This window comes from Pseudomonas sp. 14P5.3.2 (assembly GCF_057799175.1).
Map to the genome: position 1 here is coordinate 35,434 of NZ_JBYOKU010000026.1, position 21,305 is coordinate 56,738.

At 61.4% G+C, this 21,305-nt stretch carries 19 protein-coding genes; 7 read left to right on the top strand and 12 right to left on the bottom strand.

Features of this window, described 5'->3' with window-relative positions:
- Positions 1-98 precede the first annotated feature (98 nt).
- The gene (gene xopAW, locus AC27VU_RS19895) at positions 99-950 is read left to right on the top strand and encodes a XopAW family type III secretion system calcium-binding effector (RefSeq protein WP_488724740.1); all 852 of its coding nucleotides are present in this window, start codon (positions 99-101) and stop codon (positions 948-950) included.
- 631 nt (positions 951-1,581) lie between these two features.
- Here xopAW and AC27VU_RS19900 read toward each other — a convergent pair.
- From AC27VU_RS19900 to AC27VU_RS19940, 9 genes are all read right to left on the bottom strand, one after another.
- Positions 1,582-2,622, bottom strand: coding sequence for an AI-2E family transporter (locus tag AC27VU_RS19900; RefSeq protein WP_103485473.1), 1,041 nt, complete (start codon positions 2,620-2,622; stop codon positions 1,582-1,584).
- A 69-nt stretch (positions 2,623-2,691) separates the two neighbouring features.
- The gene (locus AC27VU_RS19905) at positions 2,692-3,498 is read right to left on the bottom strand and encodes a DUF4892 domain-containing protein (protein ID WP_488724741.1); all 807 of its coding nucleotides are present in this window, start codon (positions 3,496-3,498) and stop codon (positions 2,692-2,694) included.
- Between the two features lie 115 nt (positions 3,499-3,613).
- Positions 3,614-4,468, bottom strand: a complete 855-nt coding sequence (locus AC27VU_RS19910) for an alpha/beta hydrolase (RefSeq protein ID WP_488724742.1) — start codon at positions 4,466-4,468, stop codon at positions 3,614-3,616.
- On the bottom strand, positions 4,465-5,271 hold the full coding sequence (locus tag AC27VU_RS19915) for an alpha/beta fold hydrolase (RefSeq protein ID WP_003227131.1): 807 nt from the start codon (positions 5,269-5,271) through the stop codon (positions 4,465-4,467). Before AC27VU_RS19915 ends, AC27VU_RS19910 begins: the two co-directional genes overlap by 4 nt.
- A gap of 120 nt (positions 5,272-5,391) precedes the next feature.
- Positions 5,392-5,835: a hotdog fold thioesterase gene (locus AC27VU_RS19920; protein WP_103522001.1), complete on the bottom strand. Its 444-nt coding sequence runs from the start codon at positions 5,833-5,835 to the stop codon at positions 5,392-5,394.
- A gap of 31 nt (positions 5,836-5,866) precedes the next feature.
- A complete protein-coding gene (locus AC27VU_RS19925) occupies positions 5,867-7,522 on the bottom strand; it encodes an AMP-binding protein (protein ID WP_488724743.1) in 1,656 nt (551 codons plus the stop codon).
- Between the two features lie 202 nt (positions 7,523-7,724).
- Positions 7,725-8,177, bottom strand: coding sequence for a phosphohistidine phosphatase SixA (gene sixA / locus AC27VU_RS19930; protein WP_488724744.1), 453 nt, complete (start codon positions 8,175-8,177; stop codon positions 7,725-7,727).
- Positions 8,174-8,521: a DUF4389 domain-containing protein gene (locus AC27VU_RS19935; RefSeq protein ID WP_003227139.1), complete on the bottom strand. Its 348-nt coding sequence runs from the start codon at positions 8,519-8,521 to the stop codon at positions 8,174-8,176. The genes sixA and AC27VU_RS19935 overlap by 4 nt, the downstream gene beginning before the upstream one ends.
- A gap of 18 nt (positions 8,522-8,539) precedes the next feature.
- Complete coding sequence (locus AC27VU_RS19940; protein ID WP_103485468.1) at positions 8,540-9,565, bottom strand: NAD(P)H-dependent glycerol-3-phosphate dehydrogenase; 1,026 nt, start codon at positions 9,563-9,565, stop codon at positions 8,540-8,542.
- 196 nt (positions 9,566-9,761) lie between these two features.
- On the opposite strand from AC27VU_RS19940, the gene AC27VU_RS19945 reads away from it, so the two are divergent.
- The 6 genes from AC27VU_RS19945 to AC27VU_RS19970 all read left to right on the top strand — a co-directional run bounded on the left by AC27VU_RS19945 (position 9,762) and on the right by AC27VU_RS19970 (position 17,287).
- On the top strand, positions 9,762-11,885 hold the full coding sequence (locus AC27VU_RS19945; protein ID WP_488724745.1) for a TonB-dependent receptor plug domain-containing protein: 2,124 nt from the start codon (positions 9,762-9,764) through the stop codon (positions 11,883-11,885).
- A 1-nt stretch (position 11,886) separates the two neighbouring features.
- Positions 11,887-12,819, top strand: coding sequence for an ABC transporter substrate-binding protein (locus tag AC27VU_RS19950; RefSeq protein ID WP_488724746.1), 933 nt, complete (start codon positions 11,887-11,889; stop codon positions 12,817-12,819).
- On the top strand, positions 12,816-14,720 hold the full coding sequence (locus AC27VU_RS19955; RefSeq protein WP_003227145.1) for a response regulator: 1,905 nt from the start codon (positions 12,816-12,818) through the stop codon (positions 14,718-14,720). Before AC27VU_RS19950 ends, AC27VU_RS19955 begins: the two co-directional genes overlap by 4 nt.
- 247 nt (positions 14,721-14,967) lie before the next feature.
- Positions 14,968-15,483: a 3-hydroxyacyl-[acyl-carrier-protein] dehydratase FabA gene (gene fabA / locus AC27VU_RS19960; protein WP_003227150.1), complete on the top strand. Its 516-nt coding sequence runs from the start codon at positions 14,968-14,970 to the stop codon at positions 15,481-15,483.
- An 11-nt stretch (positions 15,484-15,494) separates the two neighbouring features.
- Entirely contained in the window at positions 15,495-16,715 is a 1,221-nt protein-coding gene (gene fabB, locus AC27VU_RS19965; protein ID WP_003227152.1) for a beta-ketoacyl-ACP synthase I, read from the top strand.
- Positions 16,716-17,098: 383 nt separating this feature from the next.
- The gene (locus AC27VU_RS19970) at positions 17,099-17,287 is read left to right on the top strand and encodes a hypothetical protein (RefSeq protein ID WP_003227153.1); all 189 of its coding nucleotides are present in this window, start codon (positions 17,099-17,101) and stop codon (positions 17,285-17,287) included.
- A 147-nt stretch (positions 17,288-17,434) separates the two neighbouring features.
- On the opposite strand, the gene AC27VU_RS19975 is transcribed toward AC27VU_RS19970, so the two are convergent.
- The 3 genes from AC27VU_RS19975 to relA form a co-directional block, all read right to left on the bottom strand.
- A complete protein-coding gene (locus tag AC27VU_RS19975; RefSeq protein ID WP_003227155.1) occupies positions 17,435-17,977 on the bottom strand; it encodes a DUF2058 domain-containing protein in 543 nt (180 codons plus the stop codon).
- A gap of 26 nt (positions 17,978-18,003) precedes the next feature.
- Positions 18,004-18,837: a nucleoside triphosphate pyrophosphohydrolase gene (gene mazG / locus AC27VU_RS19980; RefSeq protein WP_488724747.1), complete on the bottom strand. Its 834-nt coding sequence runs from the start codon at positions 18,835-18,837 to the stop codon at positions 18,004-18,006.
- A gap of 132 nt (positions 18,838-18,969) precedes the next feature.
- Positions 18,970-21,213, bottom strand: a complete 2,244-nt coding sequence (relA, locus tag AC27VU_RS19985) for a GTP diphosphokinase (RefSeq protein WP_003227159.1) — start codon at positions 21,211-21,213, stop codon at positions 18,970-18,972.
- Positions 21,214-21,305: the final 92 nt, after the last annotated feature.

Genomic DNA, 21,305 nt, shown 5'->3' on the forward strand with positions numbered 1-21,305 from the left:
TATCCACCGGTACAAACCCCAAATACCCAGGACAACTTGCCCCTTGAGTCTGCACAAGCCGGTACGCGAACCGGTTTGACAGTCCAAGGAGTGAGCCCATGATCGGTAGCGTCAGCAACTACACGAGCTATACCAGCACCAGCAGCACCACCCAGAACACCCGCAGCCAGCAATTGCAAAAGGAACTGTTCGCCAAACTCGACAGCAACGGCGACGGCGCGGTGGATCAGGACGAACTGAAAAGTGCTCTGTCGCAGAAATCCGACGATGGCCTGCTGGTCAACCTGAGCAAGCAATTCGGCGCTCTGGACAGCGACGATAGCGGCAGCCTCAGCGCCGAAGAAATGACCGCGATGGCACCCCCGCCGCCACCTCAGGATCAAGCCCCGAACACCGACCTCGCCGACGCGCTGATCAGCGCCCTCGACACCGATGGCGACGGCGCCATCAGCAGCGACGAACTGAGCACCGGCCTGACCAGCGCAGGCAGCAGCGCCAACAGCAACCAAATATTCTCGGCCCTGGACAAGAACAAGGACGGCACCGTCAGCCAGGACGAACTCTCCGCCAGCCTGACCCCACCACCACCTCCGCCCCCGCAACAAGCCTCCAGCGACGCACTGTTCAGCCAACTGGATGCCGATGGTGATGGCAACATCAGCGCTACCGAACTGAGCAGTGCCCTGCAGACCAGCGACAACACCTCGACAACCAGCACCGACACCAGCGCCGCGCTGCTCAAGGTGTTGGATAGCGACAGCAGCGGTGGCGCGAGCAGCGACGAACTGAAAGCGGCGCTACAGACAGGTCGGGAACGCCCGCCCGAAGAACAGACCGCCAGCACCCAGACCACCAGCGAAGCGCTGAACCGGATGATTGCCAACTTGAGCAAACAATACTCACTCGACAATGCCGCGCCGGTGGGCAAATACCTGAATGTGGCGACCTGAGATGATGTCGTGATGGATGATCGTTTCCATGCAGCGGTGTGGGAGCGGTCATTTGGGTGTGGCCGTGACAGGCTGGTTGCCTGATATGCCTCTTCGCGAGCAGGCTCACTCCTACAATTGGATCGAGTACAGGCAGTTAGAGGTTGGTTGGCTGTAAGGCCGCCATCGCTGGCAAGCCAGCTCCCACAGGGATTGAGGCCATTCAGTTGCAGATTGGTCGGCTGTCAGGCCGCCATCGCCAGCAGGCTGGCTCCTACAGAAAAGCAAAAGCCGACCACATGCTTTTCACCACTCAACAGGATGAGCGCAAGCTCGGCTGCAGCTCTTGATCTTGCCGTGCCGGCCCCTTCGGCAGGCTGAGTGGAGGGGTTCATCCGGGGGGTGGGAGCGCAGCGACCGTTTGGCGCAGCCAAACACATCGAGAGGAGGTGCAGCGAAGCAAACCGGAGGCGATGCCCCCGGATGAACCCCGCAACGAAGGAACCCGAGCCTAAGCGAGGGCCGTACGCCGGGGCCAAGCCTTTTGGTTACTTTTCGGCGTCTGGAAAAGTGACTCGCCGTAAGGGCGAAACCGCCAGCCGCCACACCCAAACCAACGGATATGCCCACAACCCCAAAAAAGCCAAGGCACCTAAACCCGAGCCTGACTCTTACTCCAATCCGTCAACAAACTATAGGCCACCGCCAACAACGTAGGCCCGATAAACAACCCGATAAACCCAAAAGCAATCAACCCGCCAAACACCCCAAGCAACACAATCACCAACGGCAGATTCCCACCGCGGCTGATCAGATAAGGCTTCAACACGTTATCCACGCCACTGATGATGAACGTCCCCCAGATCCCGAGAAACACCGCCATCCCATACTCACCCTTCCACGCCAGCCAGGCTGTGGCCGGAATCCACACCAAGGGTGGCCCCATCGGAATCAGACTCAACAGAAAGGTCACGATCCCCAGCACCAGAGCCCCCGGAACCCCGGCAATCAGAAACCCGATCAACGCCAGAATCGCCTGCGCCGCCGCCGTACCGATCACCCCGTTGACCACCCGCTGCACCGTACCGGCCACCAACTCGATGTAGTACCCGGCACGCTCACCGATCAGCCGCTGCAGCAGGCTGTGAACGAACGCCGCCAATCGCGGCCCGTCGCGATAGAAAAAGAACACGAAGACAATGCTCAGGGTCAGCTCAAGGATGCCGCCACCGATCTGTGCACTGCGCGCCAGCAGCCAGTTACCCACCTGCCCCAGATACGGCTTGATCGATACCATCAGCGCCGCGCCCTGCTCATCAATGCTGTTCCAGAGGCCCACCAGACGTTCGCCCACCAACGGGATAGTCCCGAGCCAGACCGGCGCCTCAGGCAGACCGTCGACCTGCACGTCCTTGATGAAGACCGTGGCGTCGCGTACGTGATCGGCCAGGTTGAACCCCAGCCACACCAGCGGCGCCGCCACCAGCAACATCCAGCCCAGAGTCAGAATGGCTGCGGCCAGCGATTCGCGGCCATTGAGCCAACGGGTCAACAGGCGCATCAGCGGCCAACTGGCAAAGGCCAGCACCGCACCCCAGAACAGCGCCGACCAGAACGGCGCCATCACCCACAGGCTGGCACCGAACAGCACCAGCAGGAGGATTTGCACCAACAGCCGATCGTTATTGAGCATGTAAAGTCTCGAAGAATTCAGTTCGTCAAAGAGTAGGCGAACACGCCACGCGCGCACGCCCGGTGCAGCTTATCGCAACAGATCGATGCGCAGGCCAGAGCCGTCGGCGCTCCCCGCCTCCATCCGCGCCGCGCGCACACCCTGGCCGATCAGCGCCTGACGCCAGGCCTCGGCCTTGGGTCCGGCAATCGTCACGCGCTGGGTGGTGTCGAGGTTCAAGCCACGGGAAATCAGCCGTAGCCAGGTGTCATCCGGATCGCCGGTCAGCTTGGGAAAGTCCAGCTCACCGGTGCTTTTGAGCTGTCGCAGCAACGTGGCCGACGTTGGCAGCAACTCGCCCAACGGTGCGCCCGCTTCAAACTGTTCGACATGCAGGTAGGCTTTGCGATTGCCGCGGGTGATGCTGTAGAGCGCCACCAGGGTGTTGTCCTTCGGCGCGGCCAGACGTAACAGCAGATAGGCCTGTTGCTCATCGGCGCCGTACAGCTTGGAATTGCCGAACACTTCATTGGCCCACAGGCTGCTTTCGCCGCAGTCGCGGGCCTGACACCAGAACAACAACTCGGCGTCCTGCTTTTGCAGGGCTTCGCGAGCGGCGGTGAAGGCTTCGGTGGCGGAATGCTCCGGGGGCAACTCATAGGTGACCGAGGTGGTCTGGCCACGCGCCGTGACCTGGCCGTCAAAGCGTAACTGGCCGCTGATCTTGCGGATCGAGCCCAGCGGATAGACCCGCTCAAGCTCGACGGGAGGGCGATAGTCGACGATCTGCGCATCGGCCAGACGCGGCACGATCTGCAGATCCTGGCTGCCGGGCACGTCGACGGCAAACGAAACGGAACTGAAGCAGCACAGCGCCAACAGACTGAGTGACCGCATAGTCAGGCTCATCGGATCGGCATGGCTTGGCGGGTCGGGTTCGCAGCGGTATAGAAATCCATCGTGGTTGTCTCCCATTTCAACCCGCCCAGCCTCGACAGTTGCCCGGTGCAAGTCAAGGAATGGCGAAGAAGCGATTGAAACAGTCTGCGACAAGGTCGGCACCGGACTCATCGTTCAGGTGCAAATGATGCCCGCCCGCCAGCTGTTCCTGGCTAAAGGGTAGACGCTCCAGCAACTCCGGATGTTTGGCCAGCATGCCGTCGGCGGCCACCACCAGTTGCGCCGGGCAGGTGATGCGCTGGACGAAGGCCATTGCCTGCTCCTGAGTCAGGCGCAGCGGTGATGGCAGGGTCAGGCGATTGTCGGTGCGCCAGGTATAACCGCCGGGCACCGGCATCAGGCCGCGTTGTGCCAACAGTTCGGCGGCTTCGCGGCTGACCGCCACCAACCCCTTCATCCGCGCTTCGATAGCACGATCGAGGGTGTGGTAGACCGGCTTGCGCTTCTCACGCAGATCCAACTGCGCTTGCAGGGCCATGCCCATGCGTTCGGCGGCATTTTCGCCTTTGTCCGTAGGAGGAATCACCCCGTCGATCAACGCCAGGTGAGTGATGCGCTCCGGCAACGAACCGGCCAGCACCAGCGAAACGATCGCGCCCATCGAATGCCCGAGCAGGCCGAAACGTTTCCAGCCCAGTTGCTCGGCGACCTGCAACACGTCGTGGGCGTAATCCCACAGCGCATAACCGGCGCCATTCGGTCGATGCCCGGAATGCCCGTGCCCGGCCATGTCCAGGGCGATGATGCGCAAGCCGTGGAGCTTGGGCGCCAGGCGCGCGAAGCTGTTGGCGTTGTCGAGCCAGCCATGCAGGGCAATCACCGGCAGACCGTCCTCGGGACCGAACAAGTGCGCCGCCAGTTCGATATGCGGCAGGCTCAGGCGCACTTCTTCGAAGGTCGGGTTCATGCGCAATCCTTCTGTTGGCGGCGCTCCCAGCGCGTAAACAGCTCTTTGAGCAGGCGCGCCGTGTCTTGCGGACGCTCGAGCGGGAACATGTGCCCGCCGGGCATGCTCAGCGCTTCACCCTGCGGCAGGCGCCCGACGAATCGGGTGTGATGACGCATGACCACGCGGCTCTTGTGGCCACGCACCACGGCCAGCGGCACCTGCAATTGGCGCGTGCGGCCCGGACTGGTGTGCGGCACGCCGCGATAGATACTGATTTCGGTGGCGGGGTCGAAGCGCAGACGCAGCTTGTCGCCGACCGCATGCAGCCCGTGTTGCAGGTAGGCATCGAAACATTCCGGATCGAAACCGCGAAACAGCGTCTTGCCGGCAAAATAGCTGCGCGCACTGTCGAGGTCGGCGAATTCTTCGCGCCGGCCCAACGTACGTCCGGCCGGGGTCAGTTTGTCGATGAAGCCGAAACGCTTGGCAGCGCGGATCACCCACTGATCGGTGCGGGTCAGTACCGGCGAGTCGAGCATGACCACACCGCGATACAACTCAGGGCAGCGCAACGCCGCGTGCAGGTGCAACACCCCACCAAACGAATGGCCGACGCCCCACACCGGTTGATCCTGCTGCTGTAAATGGTGGATCAACTCGTCGACCAGGTTGTACCAGTTGTCGTCCGCCGGGAAACGCGGGTCATGGGCATGCTGTTCCAGATGCGCGACCCGATACTCGGGCGCCAGCGCCGCGAACAACTTGCCATAGGTGCCCGAGGGAAACCCGTTGGCGTGGGCGAAAAAGATCGGTTGCGACATGCCGGTAAATCCATGAGCGGAAAACATGCCGCTGATTGTCCGCAAGACCGCGCCCCGCAGCAATGACCGTAACTGCCAGGAATGATGACAGTCCGGTCATGGCTATGGGCACATCGAACCTCAGCGCGCCGGCGGCTGCTCGCCCAATGGCACCACCGCCATGGTCAACCGCGACACACAACTGGCCTTGCCTTCATCACTGGTCAGGCGGATATCCCAGACGTGAGTGGTGCGACCGATGTGAATTGGCCTGGCCACTGCAGTCACCCGCCCGCTGCGCAAGCCGCGCAAATGGTTGGCGTTGATCTCCAGACCCACGCAGTAGAACTTGCTGGCATCGATGCACAGGTAACTGGCCATCGAGCCAACGGTTTCCGCCAGCACCACCGAGGCGCCGCCATGCAGCAGACCGTAGGGTTGGTGGGTGCGGTGGTCGATGACCATGCTCGCTGTCAGCGAAGCTTCGTCGAAGGCTTCAAAACGGATATCCAGCACTTCGCCGATGGTGTTTTTCTGGATTGCATTCAACTGCTCGATGTTCGGAGTGGTGCGCCACAAGGTCATCGCAGGCTTCCTTTGTTGTTTTGATCGTCGCTCAATCCTGCCACAGCACCGCCTCGCTGCGCGCGCTCCATTCCTCAAACCGCGCACCGTAGGTGTCTTCGATGACGTTGCGCTTGATCTTCAACGTTGGTGTAAGAAAGCCGTTCTCCACCGCCCAGCTGTCCTTGACCACCACCAGCCGCCGCAGACGCTCGTGCTTGTCGAGCCCGGCGTTGACCTCTTCCAGCAGTTTTTCCAGACTCGAATGCAGACTGCCCCGCGCTTCCTCCTGATTGACCACCGACAGTACACACAAGCCCAGCGGCGCACTCAGACCATCGCCAACCACGCAGACCTGCTCGATTCGCGAATGCACCGCCAGACGGTTTTCAATCGGCGCCGGGGCCACATATTTGCCTTTGCTGGTCTTGAAGATTTCCTTGAGCCGCCCGGTCAGGCGCAAGCGCCCCTCGGCATCCTGTTCGCCCTTGTCGCCGGTACGCAGGAAGCCGTCCTCGGTCAGGGTCTCAGCAGTTTTCTGCGGTTCCTTGAAATAGCCGAGCATGTTTGCCTGACTACGCACCTGCACCTCACCGGACTCGTCGATCCGCACCTCGACCTCCGGGCATGGCTTGCCGATCCAGCCCTGTTTGTACTGGCCCGGCAGGCAGATGTGCGAGTAGCCGCAACTCTCGGTCATGCCGTAGACCTCCAGCACATCGAGGCCAAGTTTCTGATACCAGTCGAGCAGGGTCTGCGGCACCGGCGCCGCGCCGGACAGCGCCACGCGCAACGCATCCAGCCCCAGCCCCGCCAACACCTTGCGCCCGACCCGTTTGCCAATGAACGGCAGGCCAAGGAGGAAATCCAGGCGTTTAGCCGGGATCTTGCCGTACACCCCCATCTGGAATTTGGTCCAGATTCTCGGCACGCCGAACATCGCGGTAGGTCGTGCTCGCTTGAGGTCGGTGATAAAGGTGTCGAGACTTTCGGCAAAGAACACGGTTTGCCCGGTGTAGATCGACGCCAGCTCGACGAACATCCGTTCGGCGACATGACACAGCGGCAGGTAGGACAGCAGCCGGTCATGCTCATTGAGCCCGAACAACCGGGTGCCGTGGGTCGTGGCGAAACCGAGATTGGCGAAGCTATGCATCACGCCTTTGGGCTGGCCGGTGGTGCCGGAGGTGTAAATGATCGTCGCCAGTTGCTCGGCAGCCGGGCGCGGATCGTCCTGGATCGGCGAGCTGCGTTGCAGGTCGTCCCAACTGAAAGCGAACTCGCCCGGCGGATGCAGCGGCAGACTGATGGTTGGCAAATCCGCCGGTACACCGACCGACATGCCCGGCCAGTCATCGAGTTTGCCGATGAACGCCAGCACACTTTCCGAATGCGTCAGGACCTGATTCACCGAGTCTGCCGTGAGGTTGGGATACAGCGGCACCGAGACGTGCCCGGCCATCCAGATCGCCAGATCGGCGATGATCCAGTGCGCGCAGTTTTTCGAGATCAGCGCGATGTGGCTGCCTTGCGGCAGTTCCCGCGCGCGCAGCCAGTGCGCGGCGCAACGGGCCTGATGACCGACATCGGCCCAGGTCAGGGTCTCGACCTGCCCGCCGCCGATGGGCTGCACGAGAAAACGCTGGCGCGGGTGCCGGGCCTCACGCTCGTAAAACACGTCCAGCGGCAAACGGAATGCGGCAGACATGCGACTCGCTCCTGTTTTTTTGGTCTGGAGCAAGCGTAGTCAACCAAGCAAGTGCTTGGTTGGAAAATTCAAACAAATAATTTCAGCTGAAAATGAGGGCCCTGTGGGAGCGGGCTTGCTCGCGAATGCGGTCTATCAGTGACATTTACAGTGACTGACACAGCGCATTCGCGAGCAAGCCCGCTCCCACAAGGAATCAGCGTCAGGGGTGCTTGAGGCTGTTGAGGGTCATCGAGCCGATCAGCAGTTCAGGGCTTTCCAGCTCAGCCAGCCCAGCAGTGCCGACCTTCTCCGGCGGATACCCGGCGCCATGCTGCAGATAGCTCAGCAGATTACCCACCAACGGGTTGTGACTGACCAGCAGCACATCACTCACCGACACCAGTTGATCCGCCACCTTGTCCGGACCGTTCTCCGGCGTCAGCCACTCGACCGTGCGAATCTCCGGCTCGAAACCCAAGGCTTCGCGGACAATCTGTGCGGTCTGTTGCGCACGCAGGTAAGGACTGGCGTAGATCGCAGTCAGCGGCTGACCAATCAGCCGGGCCGCACTCTTCAAGGCTTCTTGACGACCGTGCTCGGTCAGTTCCCGCTCGGAGTCAGGGCACGAGCCATAAGGCACGGCCTCACCGTGACGCAACACCCAGAGTTTCATAGCTTGGGTTCCTCATCGCGAGCCGGATGCGGCGCTGGCGGCACGGCGTGCGGTGCTTCGCCTTCAGGAGTACGCGGGGTTGGCCAGTCGGCGAACGGCCAGGGTTTCTGGTCGCTGTGAAAGCTGCCGAAACGGCCGATCTGCGCCAAAAACTGGCTCAGGCTGTCGCCGAAATTCATCAGGCCGGCGCTCGGCGCGCCATAAATCAAACGATAGATCAGCTGCACCAGCACCACGGCGCCGAGGATGAACTGCGCCACTTGCCAGACCAGCACATAGACGATCATCCACAGCACCCGCAGGAGAATGGATTCGTACTTGGCTTCGGTTTTCGGATCGTTCATGGCTCGCTTCCTGTTGAATCAGTTGAAACCGCTGGTGGAAATAAAGTCGACGTCGGTTTTCGGCTCGGCCCGCATCAGTAGACCGATCACCTGCTCCAGCGTGCGCCCCTCAAACAGGATCGCATGCAGCCCGGCGACCAGCGGCATGTACACGCCCACCTCCTGGGACTTGGCCTTGAGCACCTTCAGGGTGTTTACGCCTTCGGCCACTTCGCCCAGACGCGATACCGCCTCATCGAGGCTCAAGCCCTGACCGAGGGCAAACCCGACCTGGTAGTTGCGGCTCTTCGGCGACGAGCAGGTCACGATCAAATCCCCTACCCCGGCCAGACCGAGGAAGGTCATCGGGTTGGCGCCCTGATTCACCGCGAACCGAGTCATCTCGGCCAGTGCGCGGGTGATCAGCATGCTCTTGGTGTTCTCGCCCATCTCCAGCGCCACCGCCATGCCGGCGATGATTGCGTAGACGTTTTTCAGTGCGCCGCCCAGCTCGACGCCGAATCGGTCAGCACTGGCGTAAACACGGAAGGTGCGACCGTGCAGCGCCGCCTGCACCTGTTTGCACAAATCTTCGTCCTCGCTGGCGACCACGGTGGCGGTCAGCGCGTGCTCGGCGATCTCTCGCGCCAGGTTCGGCCCGGACAGCACGCCAATGCGCGCCTGCGGGGCGATTTCTTCGAGGATCTGGCTCATCAGTTTGAAGGTGTGAGCTTCGATGCCCTTGGTCAGGCTGACCAGCATCTTGCCGCTCAGGCGCTCGGCGTGGGCGGCCAGCACCGTGCGCAATGCGCTCGAGGGCAGCGCAACGAAGCACAGCTCGCAGGCGTCGAGGGTTTCCTGCAGATCAGTGACGGCCGTCACCCCCGGCAGAATCTTGATGCCCTTGAGGTAACGCGGATTCTCGCGGTTGACCCGGATGGCCTCGGCCTGCTCGGGGTCACGCATCCACTGCCGGACTTGATGGCCGTTTTCGGCCAAGAGATTAGCCACGGCGGTACCAAAACTTCCGCCTCCCAGGACCGCAATCGGGCGCTGTTCAGTCATATGCAATCCGTTAATCCATACCAGTGGCGATGCCGGCATTATACGGGGCGACCGAAGCGCGGCCAGCCCCTGCGTCAATTACCGGCACTTGTAGGAAGAAGACCAATAAAACCGAGGAAAATGCCCGCATCGTGACTGGAAAAGTCACTGTCCTCGGTTAACATGCGCGCCAATTCTTTGTGATCAAGGCTGTGTTGTGTCTTTTGCCTCTGCCCCTTCGCGTTCGTCGCTGTTGCTGGCGCTGTTGTTCAGCCCGGTGTTGCAGGCGGACGACCTGTTTGTCGACAGCGAAACGCTGCCGCAGGTGCTGACGGCCACGCGCCTGAAACAGACGCCGGCGGAAGTGCCGGGGAGCATGACCGTCATCGACAGTGAGCTGATCAGTGCCAGTGGCGCGCGGGACATCAGCGAGTTGCTGCGGCTGGTGCCGGGGATGATGGTCGGCAACATCAGCGGCAATCAGGCGGCGGTCAACTATCACGGGACCAACGCCAGCGAAGCGCGGCGCATGCAGGTGCTGATCGACGGCCGCTCGGTGTACCGCGCAGGCCTGGCCACGGTGGACTGGAGCGATATTCCGGTGGCCATGGAAGACATCGAACGCATCGAGGTTTTTCGGGGGCCGAACACTGTCAGCTACGGCGCCAATGCGCTGATGGCGGTGGTCAACATCATCACCCGCAACCCGGCGGACAGCCACGGCACGCGCCTGAAGGTCACCCGTGGCCAGCGCGGCATCAACGACTTCTATGCCAGCCAGGGCACGGGGTGGAATGGCGGCGATCTGCGTCTGTCGCTGTCCGGCCAGGAGGACGATGGCTTCGACAGCGACCGCAACGGCGCCGATTACCGTGACAGCCGCCGTTTGAACCGCTTCAGCCTCGCAGTCAGCCAGACCCTGAGCGACAACCAGAGCCTCGACTGGCAGATCAACGCGAAGGACGGTACCAACCAGCGGCCCTACACCTACCACCCGGTGTTCTCGGGGATTACCGCTGCCGGGAACAATTCCGACGTGATCGCCAAGGACTACGCCGGCTCGGTGCGCTGGAATCTCGACATCAATCCCGAACACAGCCTTTATATACAAGGTTCGGCCCAGCACTGGGATCGCCAGCAGGTGTGGCGCGCCTGTGATGCCGAAGTGTCGTTCAGCCCGCAACTGACGCAGCTGTGGCAACTCAACCCGAACTACACCGAACGCCTGGCGCGCAACATCACCCGTTTCACTGGCCCCGGCCCGGAAGCCGGAACGCCACAGGAAATGGCCCTGGCCAATCAGGTGCTCGACCAATGGCGCAACGGTGCCAGCCAGACCCTGTGTGGCGACATCGACCAAAGTGCCCGCGAGTCGCGCTACGATCTGGAATTGCAGGACACCCTCAGCCTGTCCGACAGCCTGCGGCTGGTCAGCGGCATGAACTATCGTTATGACCGGGCCGATTCCGAAACCTACTTCAACGGCACACTGGACGACACCACCTGGCGCGCGTTCGGCCAACTGGAGTGGCGCGCCAGTGAACACTGGCTGTTGCAGGGCGGCGCAATGTTCGAAAACACCCAACTGATCGGCAGTTCGCTGACGCCCAGATTTGCGGTCAACTATCTGATCAACCCGCGTCATGGCCTGCGCGCGGTGTACTCGGAGGCGATCCGTTCGCCGGACATGTTCGAGAACAACGTCAACTGGAGCTATCAGGTGAGTAACCTGCGGCCCTCGGCCTACGGTCAGTCCTCGGCGCGCTACTTCGTCAAGACCCGTGGCCCGGGCGATCTCGATCAGGAGCACATGCGCTCGCGCGAACTGGGCTACAACGGCTATTTCCCCGAACTCGGGCTGGCCGTGGACGTGAAGCTGTTCTACGACGAAATCACCGGGATGATCAGCGAGCCGCTGCGTAACAACCAATACATCGCCAGCAACGCCAACAGCTCACGCTTTCGCGGCACCGAAACCCAGCTCGACTGGCGTCTGAGCATGATCGATCGCCTGCGCTTCACCTACGCCTTCGTCGACGCCGAAGCGAGCAATCCGCTGGATCAGCAATTCACCTCGCGCAACAGCGGCTCTGCCGGCTGGCTGCGCGACTGGGGCCATGGCTGGAACAGCGCCCTGTTCTATTACGGCGACAACGCGCTCAATGGCTACCGCTTCGAACGGGTCGACACGCGCATCGCCAAACGCCTCCCGCTGGGCAAGGCGCAACTGCAACTGGCCGGCGTGCTGCAACAACGGCTCGACAACGAACCGACCACTTTCGTCGACAACAATTACGACGAACGCCGGGTGCTGTACTTCAGCGCCGAGCTGGAGTTCTAGGGTGCGCTTCGGCACGGCAAACAAGACACCAACCCTGGGCCACTGGCTGGCCGGTGCGTGTCTGTTTTTGACCGCGTGGCTGCACGGCATGGCGGTGCAGGCCGCCGACATTCTGTTGACCGGCGCAGAAGAAAGTCCCGGTGTGCAGGCCTTCGTCCAGGCGTTGAGCGAGCTGCGCCCCACCGACAACGTACGTTTCCAGCCACTGGCCAGCCTGCCGGCACCGGGCAAGTTGCCGGCCAATCTGCGGATGATTCTGCTCGACCTGCCCAGCCTCGACTGGCGCCTTAAAGAGTCTCAGGGGCCGGCGACGCTGGTGTTGCGCATCAGCCGATTGCAAGCGCGGCAACGCCTGGGTGCCGCACAACCGCCGCACTTGAGTCTGCTGTGGAGCGACCCGCCGCTGGGCCGGCAACTGCAATTGATTCGGCGGATTCTGCCGCAGGTGCGGCGGGTTGGCGTGCTGTTCGACCAGCACAGCGAATTCCTGCTCAAGGAGCTGCACCAGGCTGCTGCACCGCTGAACCTGCAAATCGTCAGCCAGCGTTGGGACAACACCCAGGACAGTCGCCCGTTGCAAACCGTGCTGAGAAACAGTGACGTGTTGCTGGGCCTCGACGATCCCGATCTGTACAACCCGAAAACCGCGAAAAACCTGCTGCTCAGCAGCTACTCCCGGCAAGTGGCGCTGATCGGGCCGAACGCGGCGTTCGTGCGTGCCGGCAGCCTCGCCAGCACTTACAGCGATCAGCCCGACTGGCTGGCGATCCTTGACCGGTTGCTGGATCGTCCCCCGGCGACGTGGCCGCGCTCGCTCTACCCCGATCGTTTCAAAGTCTCAAGTAATGTGCAGGTCGCTCGTTCCCTCGGTATCGAGCCAATCGATGAAGCGTCTGTTGCCCGCCAGTTGGCTGAAGGAGAAAGCCACCCATGAATCTGCGTCGCCGCTGGGACATCAACACCCGCACGCAATTGATCAGCCTCGGCCCGGCCCTGCTGCTCACGCTGCTGCTGATCAGTTTCTTTACCTTCGTGCGGATTCAGGATTTGCGTCAGGAGCTCAATCACACCGGGCAACTGATCGCCAATCAACTGGCGCCCGCCACCGAGTACGGGGTGATTTCCGGCAACAACGAAGTGCTGGAAAGCCTGCTCAAGGCGACTCTCGCAACACCGAACGTACGCTTTCTGGAAGTGCAGGACAGCGCCAACCGGATTCTGGCCTACGTTGAACAAGCCGCCGACGCGCACAACCGCCCGCATCAGGTCGAGGTGTTCCAGGCCCCGGTGCGCCTGCAACGAATCGCCCTCAACAGCGATTTTTTCCACGACGCCAAAGCCAGCAACAACGTGACCAGCGAGGATTACCTGGGCCGGGTAATCGTCGGTCTGTCCAACGATGCCTTCAGTCAGCGCCAACAGGAAATTCTGCTCAAGGCCGGGATTCTGGCGTTGTTCGCCCTGCTCTTCACCTTTGTTCTGGCGCGGCGTCTGGCCGGCAGTCTGTCGGCGCCGATCCGCGATATCGGCAACGCGGTCAAGGCGATTCAGCAAGGCGATTACAAGACCCCGCTGCCGATCGTCGATGACACCGAGTTGGGCGCCCTGTCGCAGCACATCAACAACCTCGCCCAGGCACTGGAGCAGGCCAGCCGCGAACAGCATCAGGCGATGGCGCAACTGATCCAGACCCGTGAAGAAGCGGAAAAGGCCAACAACGCCAAATCCGATTTTCTGGCGATGATGAGCCATGAACTGCGCACCCCCATGAACGGCGTGCTGGGCATGTTGCAGTTGCTGGAAACCACCGACATGACCGAGGAGCAGATCGAGTACGCGGCGCTCGCTTCCGAGTCCACCGAACACCTGCTGAAAGTCATCAACGACATTCTCGACTTCTCGCGGATCGAACGCTCGGAGCTGGAGCTTGAGCACATTCCGTTCAACCTCGCCGACCTGATCGGTGCTTGCGCCCAATCCTTCCAGCACAGCGCGGTGCAGCGTGGCCTCGCCCTGAACCTGCAGATTCCAGAGGACATGCGCGACTTGCAGGTGCAGGGCGACCCGACGCGGATCCGGCAGATTCTGGTCAATCTGGTGGGCAACGCCTTGAAGTTCACCGAGCGTGGCCGGGTCAGCATCGAGGCACAGTGGCAGTCGCTGGATCACGAGTTGCTGTGGTTCACCTGTTCGGTGCGCGACAGCGGCATCGGCATTTCGTCTGAGAGTCTGGAATTGATGTTCAACGCCTTCCAGCAGGCCGACAGTTCGATTTCCCGGCGCTATGGCGGCACCGGTCTCGGTTTGCCGATCGCCCGCACCCTGGCCGAACGCATGGGCGGCACGTTGCGGGCGCAGAGCGAAGAAGGCCTGGGTTCGGTGTTCACCCTGGAAATCCCGCTGGCGCTATATAAGCAGACGCTGCCGACACTGGCGGCGCCGCGCGCGGCCAATGGCAACGGGCATGGTGAGGGGCGCAATGTGTTGCTGGTGGAGGACAATCCGGTCAACCAGACCGTCATCGAAGCGATGCTGCGCAGCCTGGGCTTTACCGTCAGCGTCGCCACCGATGGCGCGCAAGCGGTGCGCAGTGCTGAAGGCAATGATTTCGAAGTGATTCTGATGGATTGCCGGCTGCCGATCATCGACGGCTACGAGGCGACCCGGCAGATCCGCCAACTGCCCGGACGCCGCGAGGTGCCGATCATCGCGCTGACCGCCAACGCGTTGCAGGGCGATCGCGAAACTTGCCTTTCGGCGGGCATGAACGATTATCTGGCCAAGCCGTTCAAACGCAATGACCTACAACAGATTCTGCAGCGCTGGGTGCAGTAGTGACGGTTTTTCGACCATCTGCGACTGGCGTGAAAAGCGAAAGTGCGGCAGTCTTAGGCACCCGAACGAGCCTCAAAAGAGGCTTGAATAAAAATTTCAGTGCACAAGTGTACATTCATGTCCTTGGTGCTGTGACTTTCACCACAACGCAATAGTCTATGAGTAGGCTGCCGGTACGAGGCATGAACGCGTCGATCGGCCGGGAAGATTTGCCCCACCTGCCGCATGGGATTATTGAGGAGCTCGCATGACCAAACAAAACGCCTTTACTCGGGAAGACCTGCTGCGCTGCAGTCGCGGTGAGCTGTTCGGCCCAGGTAACGCGCAACTGCCCGCCCCGAACATGCTGATGGTCGATCGCATCACCCTGATCAGCGAAGAAGGCGGCAAGTACGGCAAAGGTGAATTGGTCGCCGAGCTGGATATCAACCCTGACCTGTGGTTCTTCGCGTGCCACTTCGAGGGCGATCCGGTGATGCCGGGCTGCCTGGGTCTGGACGCCATGTGGCAACTGGTCGGCTTCTTCCTCGGCTGGCAAGGCCTGCCGGGCCGTGGTCGTGCGCTGGGTTCGGGCGAAGTGAAATTCTTCGGCCAGGTCCTGCCGACCGCCAAGAAAGTCACCTACAACATCCATATCAAACGCGTCCTCAAGGGCAAGCTGAACCTGGCCATCGCCGATGGTTCGGTGACTGTCGACGGTCGCGAAATCTACACCGCCGAAGGCCTTCGCGTCGGCGTTTTCACCTCCACTGACAACTTCTAAGGGTTATTCGCATGCGCCGCGTCGTTATCACTGGTCTGGGCATTGTTTCGTGCCTGGGCAATGACAAAGAGACCGTCTCCGCTAACCTGCGTGCAAGCCGCCCTGGCATCCGGTTCAACCCGGAATATGCTGAAATGGGTCTGCGTAGCCAGGTTTCCGGCTCCATCGACCTCAACCTTGAAGAACTGATCGATCGCAAGATCTATCGTTTCGTCGGCCACGCAGCGGCTTACGCCTACCTGGCCATGAAAGACGCCATTGCTGACTCCGGCCTGACCGAAGAGCAAGTGTCCAACCCGCGTACCGGCCTGATCGCCGGCTCCGGCGGCGCGTCGACCCTGAACCAGATGGAAGCGCTGGACATCCTGCGCGAGAAAGGCGTGAAGCGCGTCGGCCCATACCGTGTAACGCGGACCATGAGCAGCACCGTTTCCGCGTGCCTGGCCACACCGTTCAAGATCAAGGGCCTGAACTACTCCATCGCCTCTGCCTGCGCCACCAGTGCTCACTGCATCGGTACCGCCATGGAACAGATCCAGATGGGCAAGCAGGACATCGTCTTCGCCGGTGGCGGTGAAGAAGAGCACTGGAGCCAGTCGTTCCTGTTCGACGCGATGGGCGCCCTGTCCAGCAAGCGCAACGACACCCCGGAACAAGCTTCCCGCGCCTACGACGCCGACCGTGACGGTTTCGTCATCGCTGGCGGTGGCGGTATGGTCGTGGTTGAAGAGCTGGAACACGCGCTGGCCCGTGGCGCCAAGATCTACGCCGAAATCGTTGGCTATGGCGCAACGTCCGACGGCTACGACATGGTTGCCCCAAGTGGCGAAGGCGCGATCCGCTGCATGCAGATGGCAATGTCCACCGTCGACACCCCGATCGACTACCTGAACACCCACGGCACCTCGACTCCGGTCGGCGACGTCGCGGAAATGAAAGGTGTGCGTGAAGTGTTCGGCGACAAGGCGCCAGCGATCAGCTCGACCAAGAGCCTGTCCGGTCACTCCCTGGGCGCCGCCGGCGTTCACGAAGCGATCTACTGCATGCTGATGATGGAAGGCAACTTCATCGCCGGTTCCGCCAACATCGACGAGCTGGACCCTGAAGTGGCCGATCTGCCGGTGCTGACCAAGACCCGCGAGAACGCCACCATCAACACCGTGATGAGCAACAGCTTCGGCTTCGGCGGCACCAACGCCACGCTGGTGCTGAAGCGCTGGGAAGGCAAGTAATTCCCCCCTGCTGAGCTCCACATGAAAACGCCCCGACTGGTTCGGGGCGTTTTTTTTTGGCCGATTTGAAACCTCAGATCCCTGTAGGAGTGAGCCCTGCTCGCGATAGCGGTTTTCCAGTTGCCATCACCAGTGACTGACACTCTGCTATCGCGAGCAGGCTCACTCCTACAAGGGTTTCGAGGCGCCCTGAAAATGAAACTTCTGTCATGCAACTTCCCGCCCTGCGACCGAATGTCGCGGATTTAGCGGGCTGCAGCACTGTTGCAAAAACCGCAACAACACCTTGCACAAATCAAGCGTTTACTTAGCAAGCTAACAAATCATATAAAAGAGTCCTGCACACGCCTTGCTGCAGATAACTTGAGATTTGGAGCTAGCAGATGACTGTAAAAGTAACTGAACGCGACGATTCACACATGTCCCATGAAGGCGTAGCCGCCGGTGTACGGATCTGGGATGTGCATCAACAAGACTTGCTGGTCGGCATGTTCCACAACGAGATCGACGCCCACAACTACAAGGCCGAACTCGAACTGCAAGAACAGCAACGGGATCTGAAATCCGCTTAGGCGAATATTGAACCTGTGGCGAGGGAGCTTGCTCCCGCTGGGGTGCGAAGCGGCCCTGTTCTTCAACTCAAGAGCAGAGGCCTGCTACGCAGTCCAGCGGGAGCAAGCTCCCTCGCCACAGTTTGTCGTTGTTACAGCTTTACCGATTTACCACATCAGATCATCAGGGATCTGGTAGGCCGCGTACGGATCATCCTCGGCTGCGACCTCTTCGGTCTGCACGTTGAGCTGCACAATGCGCTGCGGATCACGCTCCTGGATCTTCAGGGCCGCTTCACGGGGGATCACTTCGTAGCCGCCGGCATGGTGCACGATCGCCAGCGAACCATTGCTGAGCTTGTTGCGCATCAGCGTGTTGACGCAAATGCGCTTGACCTTCTTGTCGTCAACGAAGTTGTAGTAGTCCTCGGTATTGAGCTTCGGCAGACGCGTCACTTCGATCAACTGCTTGACCTGCGCGGCACGGGCCTTGGCCTCGGCCTTCTCCTGCTGCTGACGGTTCAGCTCCTGGTCGCGCTTGACCTTCTCGGCCATGGCTTCCTGAGCGGCGCGCTGCTGCGAATCATCCAGCTCGGCCTGCCCCTTGTGGGCCAGACGCTGTTGCTTCTGCTTGTCTTTGCTGACCTGCTTGGCCTGCTTTTGGTTGACCAGGCCTGCTTTGAGCAACTGGTCGCGAAGGGAAAGGCTCATTAATGCTTACTCACTTGGGCAACGGCTCAGCCGCAGCTGGGCACATTCTTTTCCTGGCGTTTGGCTTCACCCCACAGGGCGTCCAACTCTTCGAGGGTGCAATCTTCCATGGGACGACGGGTGTCGCGCAATGCCTGTTCGATAAATCGGAAACGTCGTTCGAACTTGCCGTTGGCACCGCGCAGTGCGGTTTCTGGATCGACCTTGAGATGCCGGGCCAGATTGACCACGGAAAACAGCAGATCACCGATCTCGTCAGCCACCGCGTCGGGATCGTTTTCGGACATGGCTTCGAGCACTTCATCGAGCTCTTCGCGCACCTTGTCCAATACCGGTAGCGCATCCGGCCAGTCGAAGCCGACCTGCCCGGCACGTTTTTGCAACTTGGCCGAACGCGACAGTGCCGGCAACGCGGCAGGCACGTCATCGAGCAGTGACAGCTGCTCGGGCGCGGCGGATTTCTCGGCGCGTTCTTCGGCCTTGATCTCTTCCCAGCGCTGCTTGACCTGTTCTTCATTCAGCCGTGGCACATCCAGCGGCGCGTACAGATCGCCGGTGGGGAACACGTGCGGATGACGGCGGATCAGCTTGCGAGTGATGCTGTCGATCACTCCGGCAAATTCGAAGCGCCCTTCTTCCCGGGCCAACTGGCTGTAATAGACCACCTGAAACAACAGGTCACCCAGCTCGCCCTGCAAGTGATCGAAGTCGCCGCGTTCGATGGCGTCAGCCACTTCATAGGCTTCTTCGAGGGTATGCGGGACGATGGTCGCGTAGGTTTGCTTGATGTCCCACGGGCAACCGAACTGCGGATCGCGCAGGCGGTTCATCAGGTGGAGCAGGTCTTCAAGTGAATACATCTGTCATGCCTCTACACAAAACCAATGTGGGAGCGGGCTTGCTCGCGAATGCGGTGTGTCATTCAGCGTAAATATCGACTGACACGCCCTCTTCACGAGCAAGCCCGCTCCCACATTCGAACGAAGCCATCTTCACGGAGTACGGTTACGCCGCGTCTCGATGATGTTCGGCAACTGCGAAATCCGTCCCAGCAAGCGCCCCAGCGCATCCAGCCCGGGAATCTCGATGGTCAGCGACATCAGCGCGGTGTTGTCTTCCTTGTTCGAGCGGGTGTTGACCGCCAGCACGTTGATGCGCTCGTTGAGCAGCACCTGCGAGACATCACGCAGCAGACCGGAACGGTCGTAGGCGCGGATGACGATGTCCACCGGATAGGTGAGCACCGGCACCGGGCCCCAGCTGACCTGGATGATCCGCTCCGGCTCGCGCCCGGCCAGTTGCAGCACCGAGGCGCAGTCCTGACGGTGAATGCTCACGCCGCGGCCCTGAGTGATGTAGCCGACGATCGCGTCGCCCGGCAGCGGCTGGCAGCAGCCAGCCATTTGCGTCATCAGGTTGCCGACGCCCTGGATCTGGATATCGCCGCGCTTGCCCGGCTTGTAGCCGGTGGCCTTGCGCGGGATCAGTTCGAGCTGTTCGTTGCCGCGTTCCGGCTCGACCAGTTGCTGCGCCAGGTTGACCAGTTGCGCCAGACGCAGGTCGCCGGCACCGAGGGCGGCGAACATGTCTTCGGCGGTTTTCATGTTGGCCTTTTCGGCCAGCTTGTCGAAATCCACCGCCGGCAGACCGAGGCGATTGAGTTCGCGTTCGATCAGGGTTTTACCGGCCGCAACGTTCTGGTCACGCGCCTGCAACTTGAACCAGTGAACGATCTTCGCCCGCGCCCGCGAGGTGGTGACGTAGCCCAGGTTCGGGTTCAGCCAGTCACGGCTCGGCGTACCGTGCTTGCTGGTGATGATCTCGACCTGTTCACCGGTCTGCAGGCTGTAGTTGAGCGGCACGATCCGCCCGTTGATCTTCGCGCCCCGGCAGTTGTGACCGATTTCGGTGTGCACGCGGTAGGCGAAGTCCAGCGGCGTCGCGCCTTTCGGCAAATCGATGGCGTGGCCGTCGGGGGTGAAGATGTACACCCGGTCCGGTTCGATATCGACCCGCAGCTGTTCGGCCAGACCACCGATATCGCCCAGCTCCTCGTGCCACTCGAGCACCTGCCGCAGCCAGGAGATTTTCTCCTCGTAGTGGTTGGAACCGGACTTGACGTCAGTGCCCTTGTAGCGCCAGTGCGCGCAGACGCCGAGCTCGGCCTCTTCGTGCATCGAGTGCGTACGGATCTGCACTTCGAGAACCTTGCCTTCCGGGCCGATTACCGCCGTGTGCAGCGACCGGTAGCCGTTCTCTTTCGGGTTGGCGATGTAGTCGTCGAATTCTTTCGGGATGTGCCGCCACAGGGTGTGGACGATACCGAGCGCGGTGTAGCAGTCGCGCATTTCCGGCACCAGCACGCGCACGGCGCGCACGTCGTAGATCTGGCTGAATTCCAGTCCCTTGCGCTGCATTTTGCGCCAGATCGAATAGATGTGCTTGGCGCGGCCGCTGATGTCGGCGTCGACGCCGGTGGCCTGCAATTCGTCCTTGAGCTGGGTCATCACGTCGGCGATGAACCGCTCACGGTCCAGCCGCCGCTCGTGGAGCAGCTTGGCGATCTGTTTGTATTGATCGGGTTCCAGGTAACGGAAGGACAAGTCCTCCAGTTCCCACTTGATATGACCGATGCCGAGTCGATGCGCGAGCGGCGCATAGATGTCGAAGACTTCCCGGGCGACGCGGTTACGCTTTTCGTCGTCAGCGGTTTTCACCGCGCGGATTGCGCAGGTACGTTCGGCCAGTTTGATCAGCGCGACGCGAACGTCGTCGACCATTGCCACCAGCATCTTGCGCAGGTTTTCCACCTGGCCCTGGGTGCCCATCACCATCGACTGGCGCGGGCTGAGGCTGGCACTGATCGCCGCCATGCGCTGCACGCCGTCGATCAGTTTGGCCACCACGGGACCGAAGCGCTGGCTGACCGCCGCGAGTTCGATCTGGCCTTCGCGGACGCCGCGATACAGCACCGCCGCGACCAGCGAGTCTTGGTCGAGCTTGAGGTCGGCGAGGATCTCGGCGATCTCAAGTCCCGTACTGAAACTGCCGCTGCCCTCGGCCCACAGATTCTTCGCGGCGTTGGACTGCTGTTCGGCCTCGCGAGCGAACTCGCAGGCTTCCTTCAAGGCTTCGCGATCCAGCGCCATGTCGACACTGACCGCGTGATCGAGCCAAGCCTCGAGATTGATACTGCCGTCAGTGTTGATCGGCTGGTGTGCTCTCACCTGTACCATGCTGCTTTACCTTCCCTACGACGCAGATTCAATGCGTCAAATCGCTGACCCCCAATGCCCGGATGCGCTCGCGGGGCTAAAGCGAGCGCCGC

Coding starts and splice junctions, on each gene's coding strand:
- AC27VU_RS19920 (WP_103522001.1), bottom strand. CDS start 5,835: ATGACCTTGTGGCGCACCACTCCGAACATCGAGCAGTTGAATGCAATC.
- fabB (WP_003227152.1), top strand. CDS start 15,495: ATGCGCCGCGTCGTTATCACTGGTCTGGGCATTGTTTCGTGCCTGGGC.
- AC27VU_RS19900 (WP_103485473.1), bottom strand. CDS start 2,622: ATGCTCAATAACGATCGGCTGTTGGTGCAAATCCTCCTGCTGGTGCTG.
- sixA (WP_488724744.1), bottom strand. CDS start 8,177: ATGAAACTCTGGGTGTTGCGTCACGGTGAGGCCGTGCCTTATGGCTCG.
- AC27VU_RS19910 (WP_488724742.1), bottom strand. CDS start 4,468: ATGAACCCGACCTTCGAAGAAGTGCGCCTGAGCCTGCCGCATATCGAA.
- AC27VU_RS19940 (WP_103485468.1), bottom strand. CDS start 9,565: ATGACTGAACAGCGCCCGATTGCGGTCCTGGGAGGCGGAAGTTTTGGT.
- AC27VU_RS19955 (WP_003227145.1), top strand. CDS start 12,816: ATGAATCTGCGTCGCCGCTGGGACATCAACACCCGCACGCAATTGATC.
- AC27VU_RS19915 (WP_003227131.1), bottom strand. CDS start 5,271: ATGTCGCAACCGATCTTTTTCGCCCACGCCAACGGGTTTCCCTCGGGC.
- AC27VU_RS19905 (WP_488724741.1), bottom strand. CDS start 3,498: ATGCGGTCACTCAGTCTGTTGGCGCTGTGCTGCTTCAGTTCCGTTTCG.
- AC27VU_RS19925 (WP_488724743.1), bottom strand. CDS start 7,522: ATGTCTGCCGCATTCCGTTTGCCGCTGGACGTGTTTTACGAGCGTGAG.
- mazG (WP_488724747.1), bottom strand. CDS start 18,837: ATGTATTCACTTGAAGACCTGCTCCACCTGATGAACCGCCTGCGCGAT.
- AC27VU_RS19935 (WP_003227139.1), bottom strand. CDS start 8,521: ATGAACGATCCGAAAACCGAAGCCAAGTACGAATCCATTCTCCTGCGG.
- xopAW (WP_488724740.1), top strand. CDS start 99: ATGATCGGTAGCGTCAGCAACTACACGAGCTATACCAGCACCAGCAGC.
- AC27VU_RS19970 (WP_003227153.1), top strand. CDS start 17,099: ATGACTGTAAAAGTAACTGAACGCGACGATTCACACATGTCCCATGAA.
- AC27VU_RS19975 (WP_003227155.1), bottom strand. CDS start 17,977: ATGAGCCTTTCCCTTCGCGACCAGTTGCTCAAAGCAGGCCTGGTCAAC.
- relA (WP_003227159.1), bottom strand. CDS start 21,213: ATGGTACAGGTGAGAGCACACCAGCCGATCAACACTGACGGCAGTATC.
- fabA (WP_003227150.1), top strand. CDS start 14,968: ATGACCAAACAAAACGCCTTTACTCGGGAAGACCTGCTGCGCTGCAGT.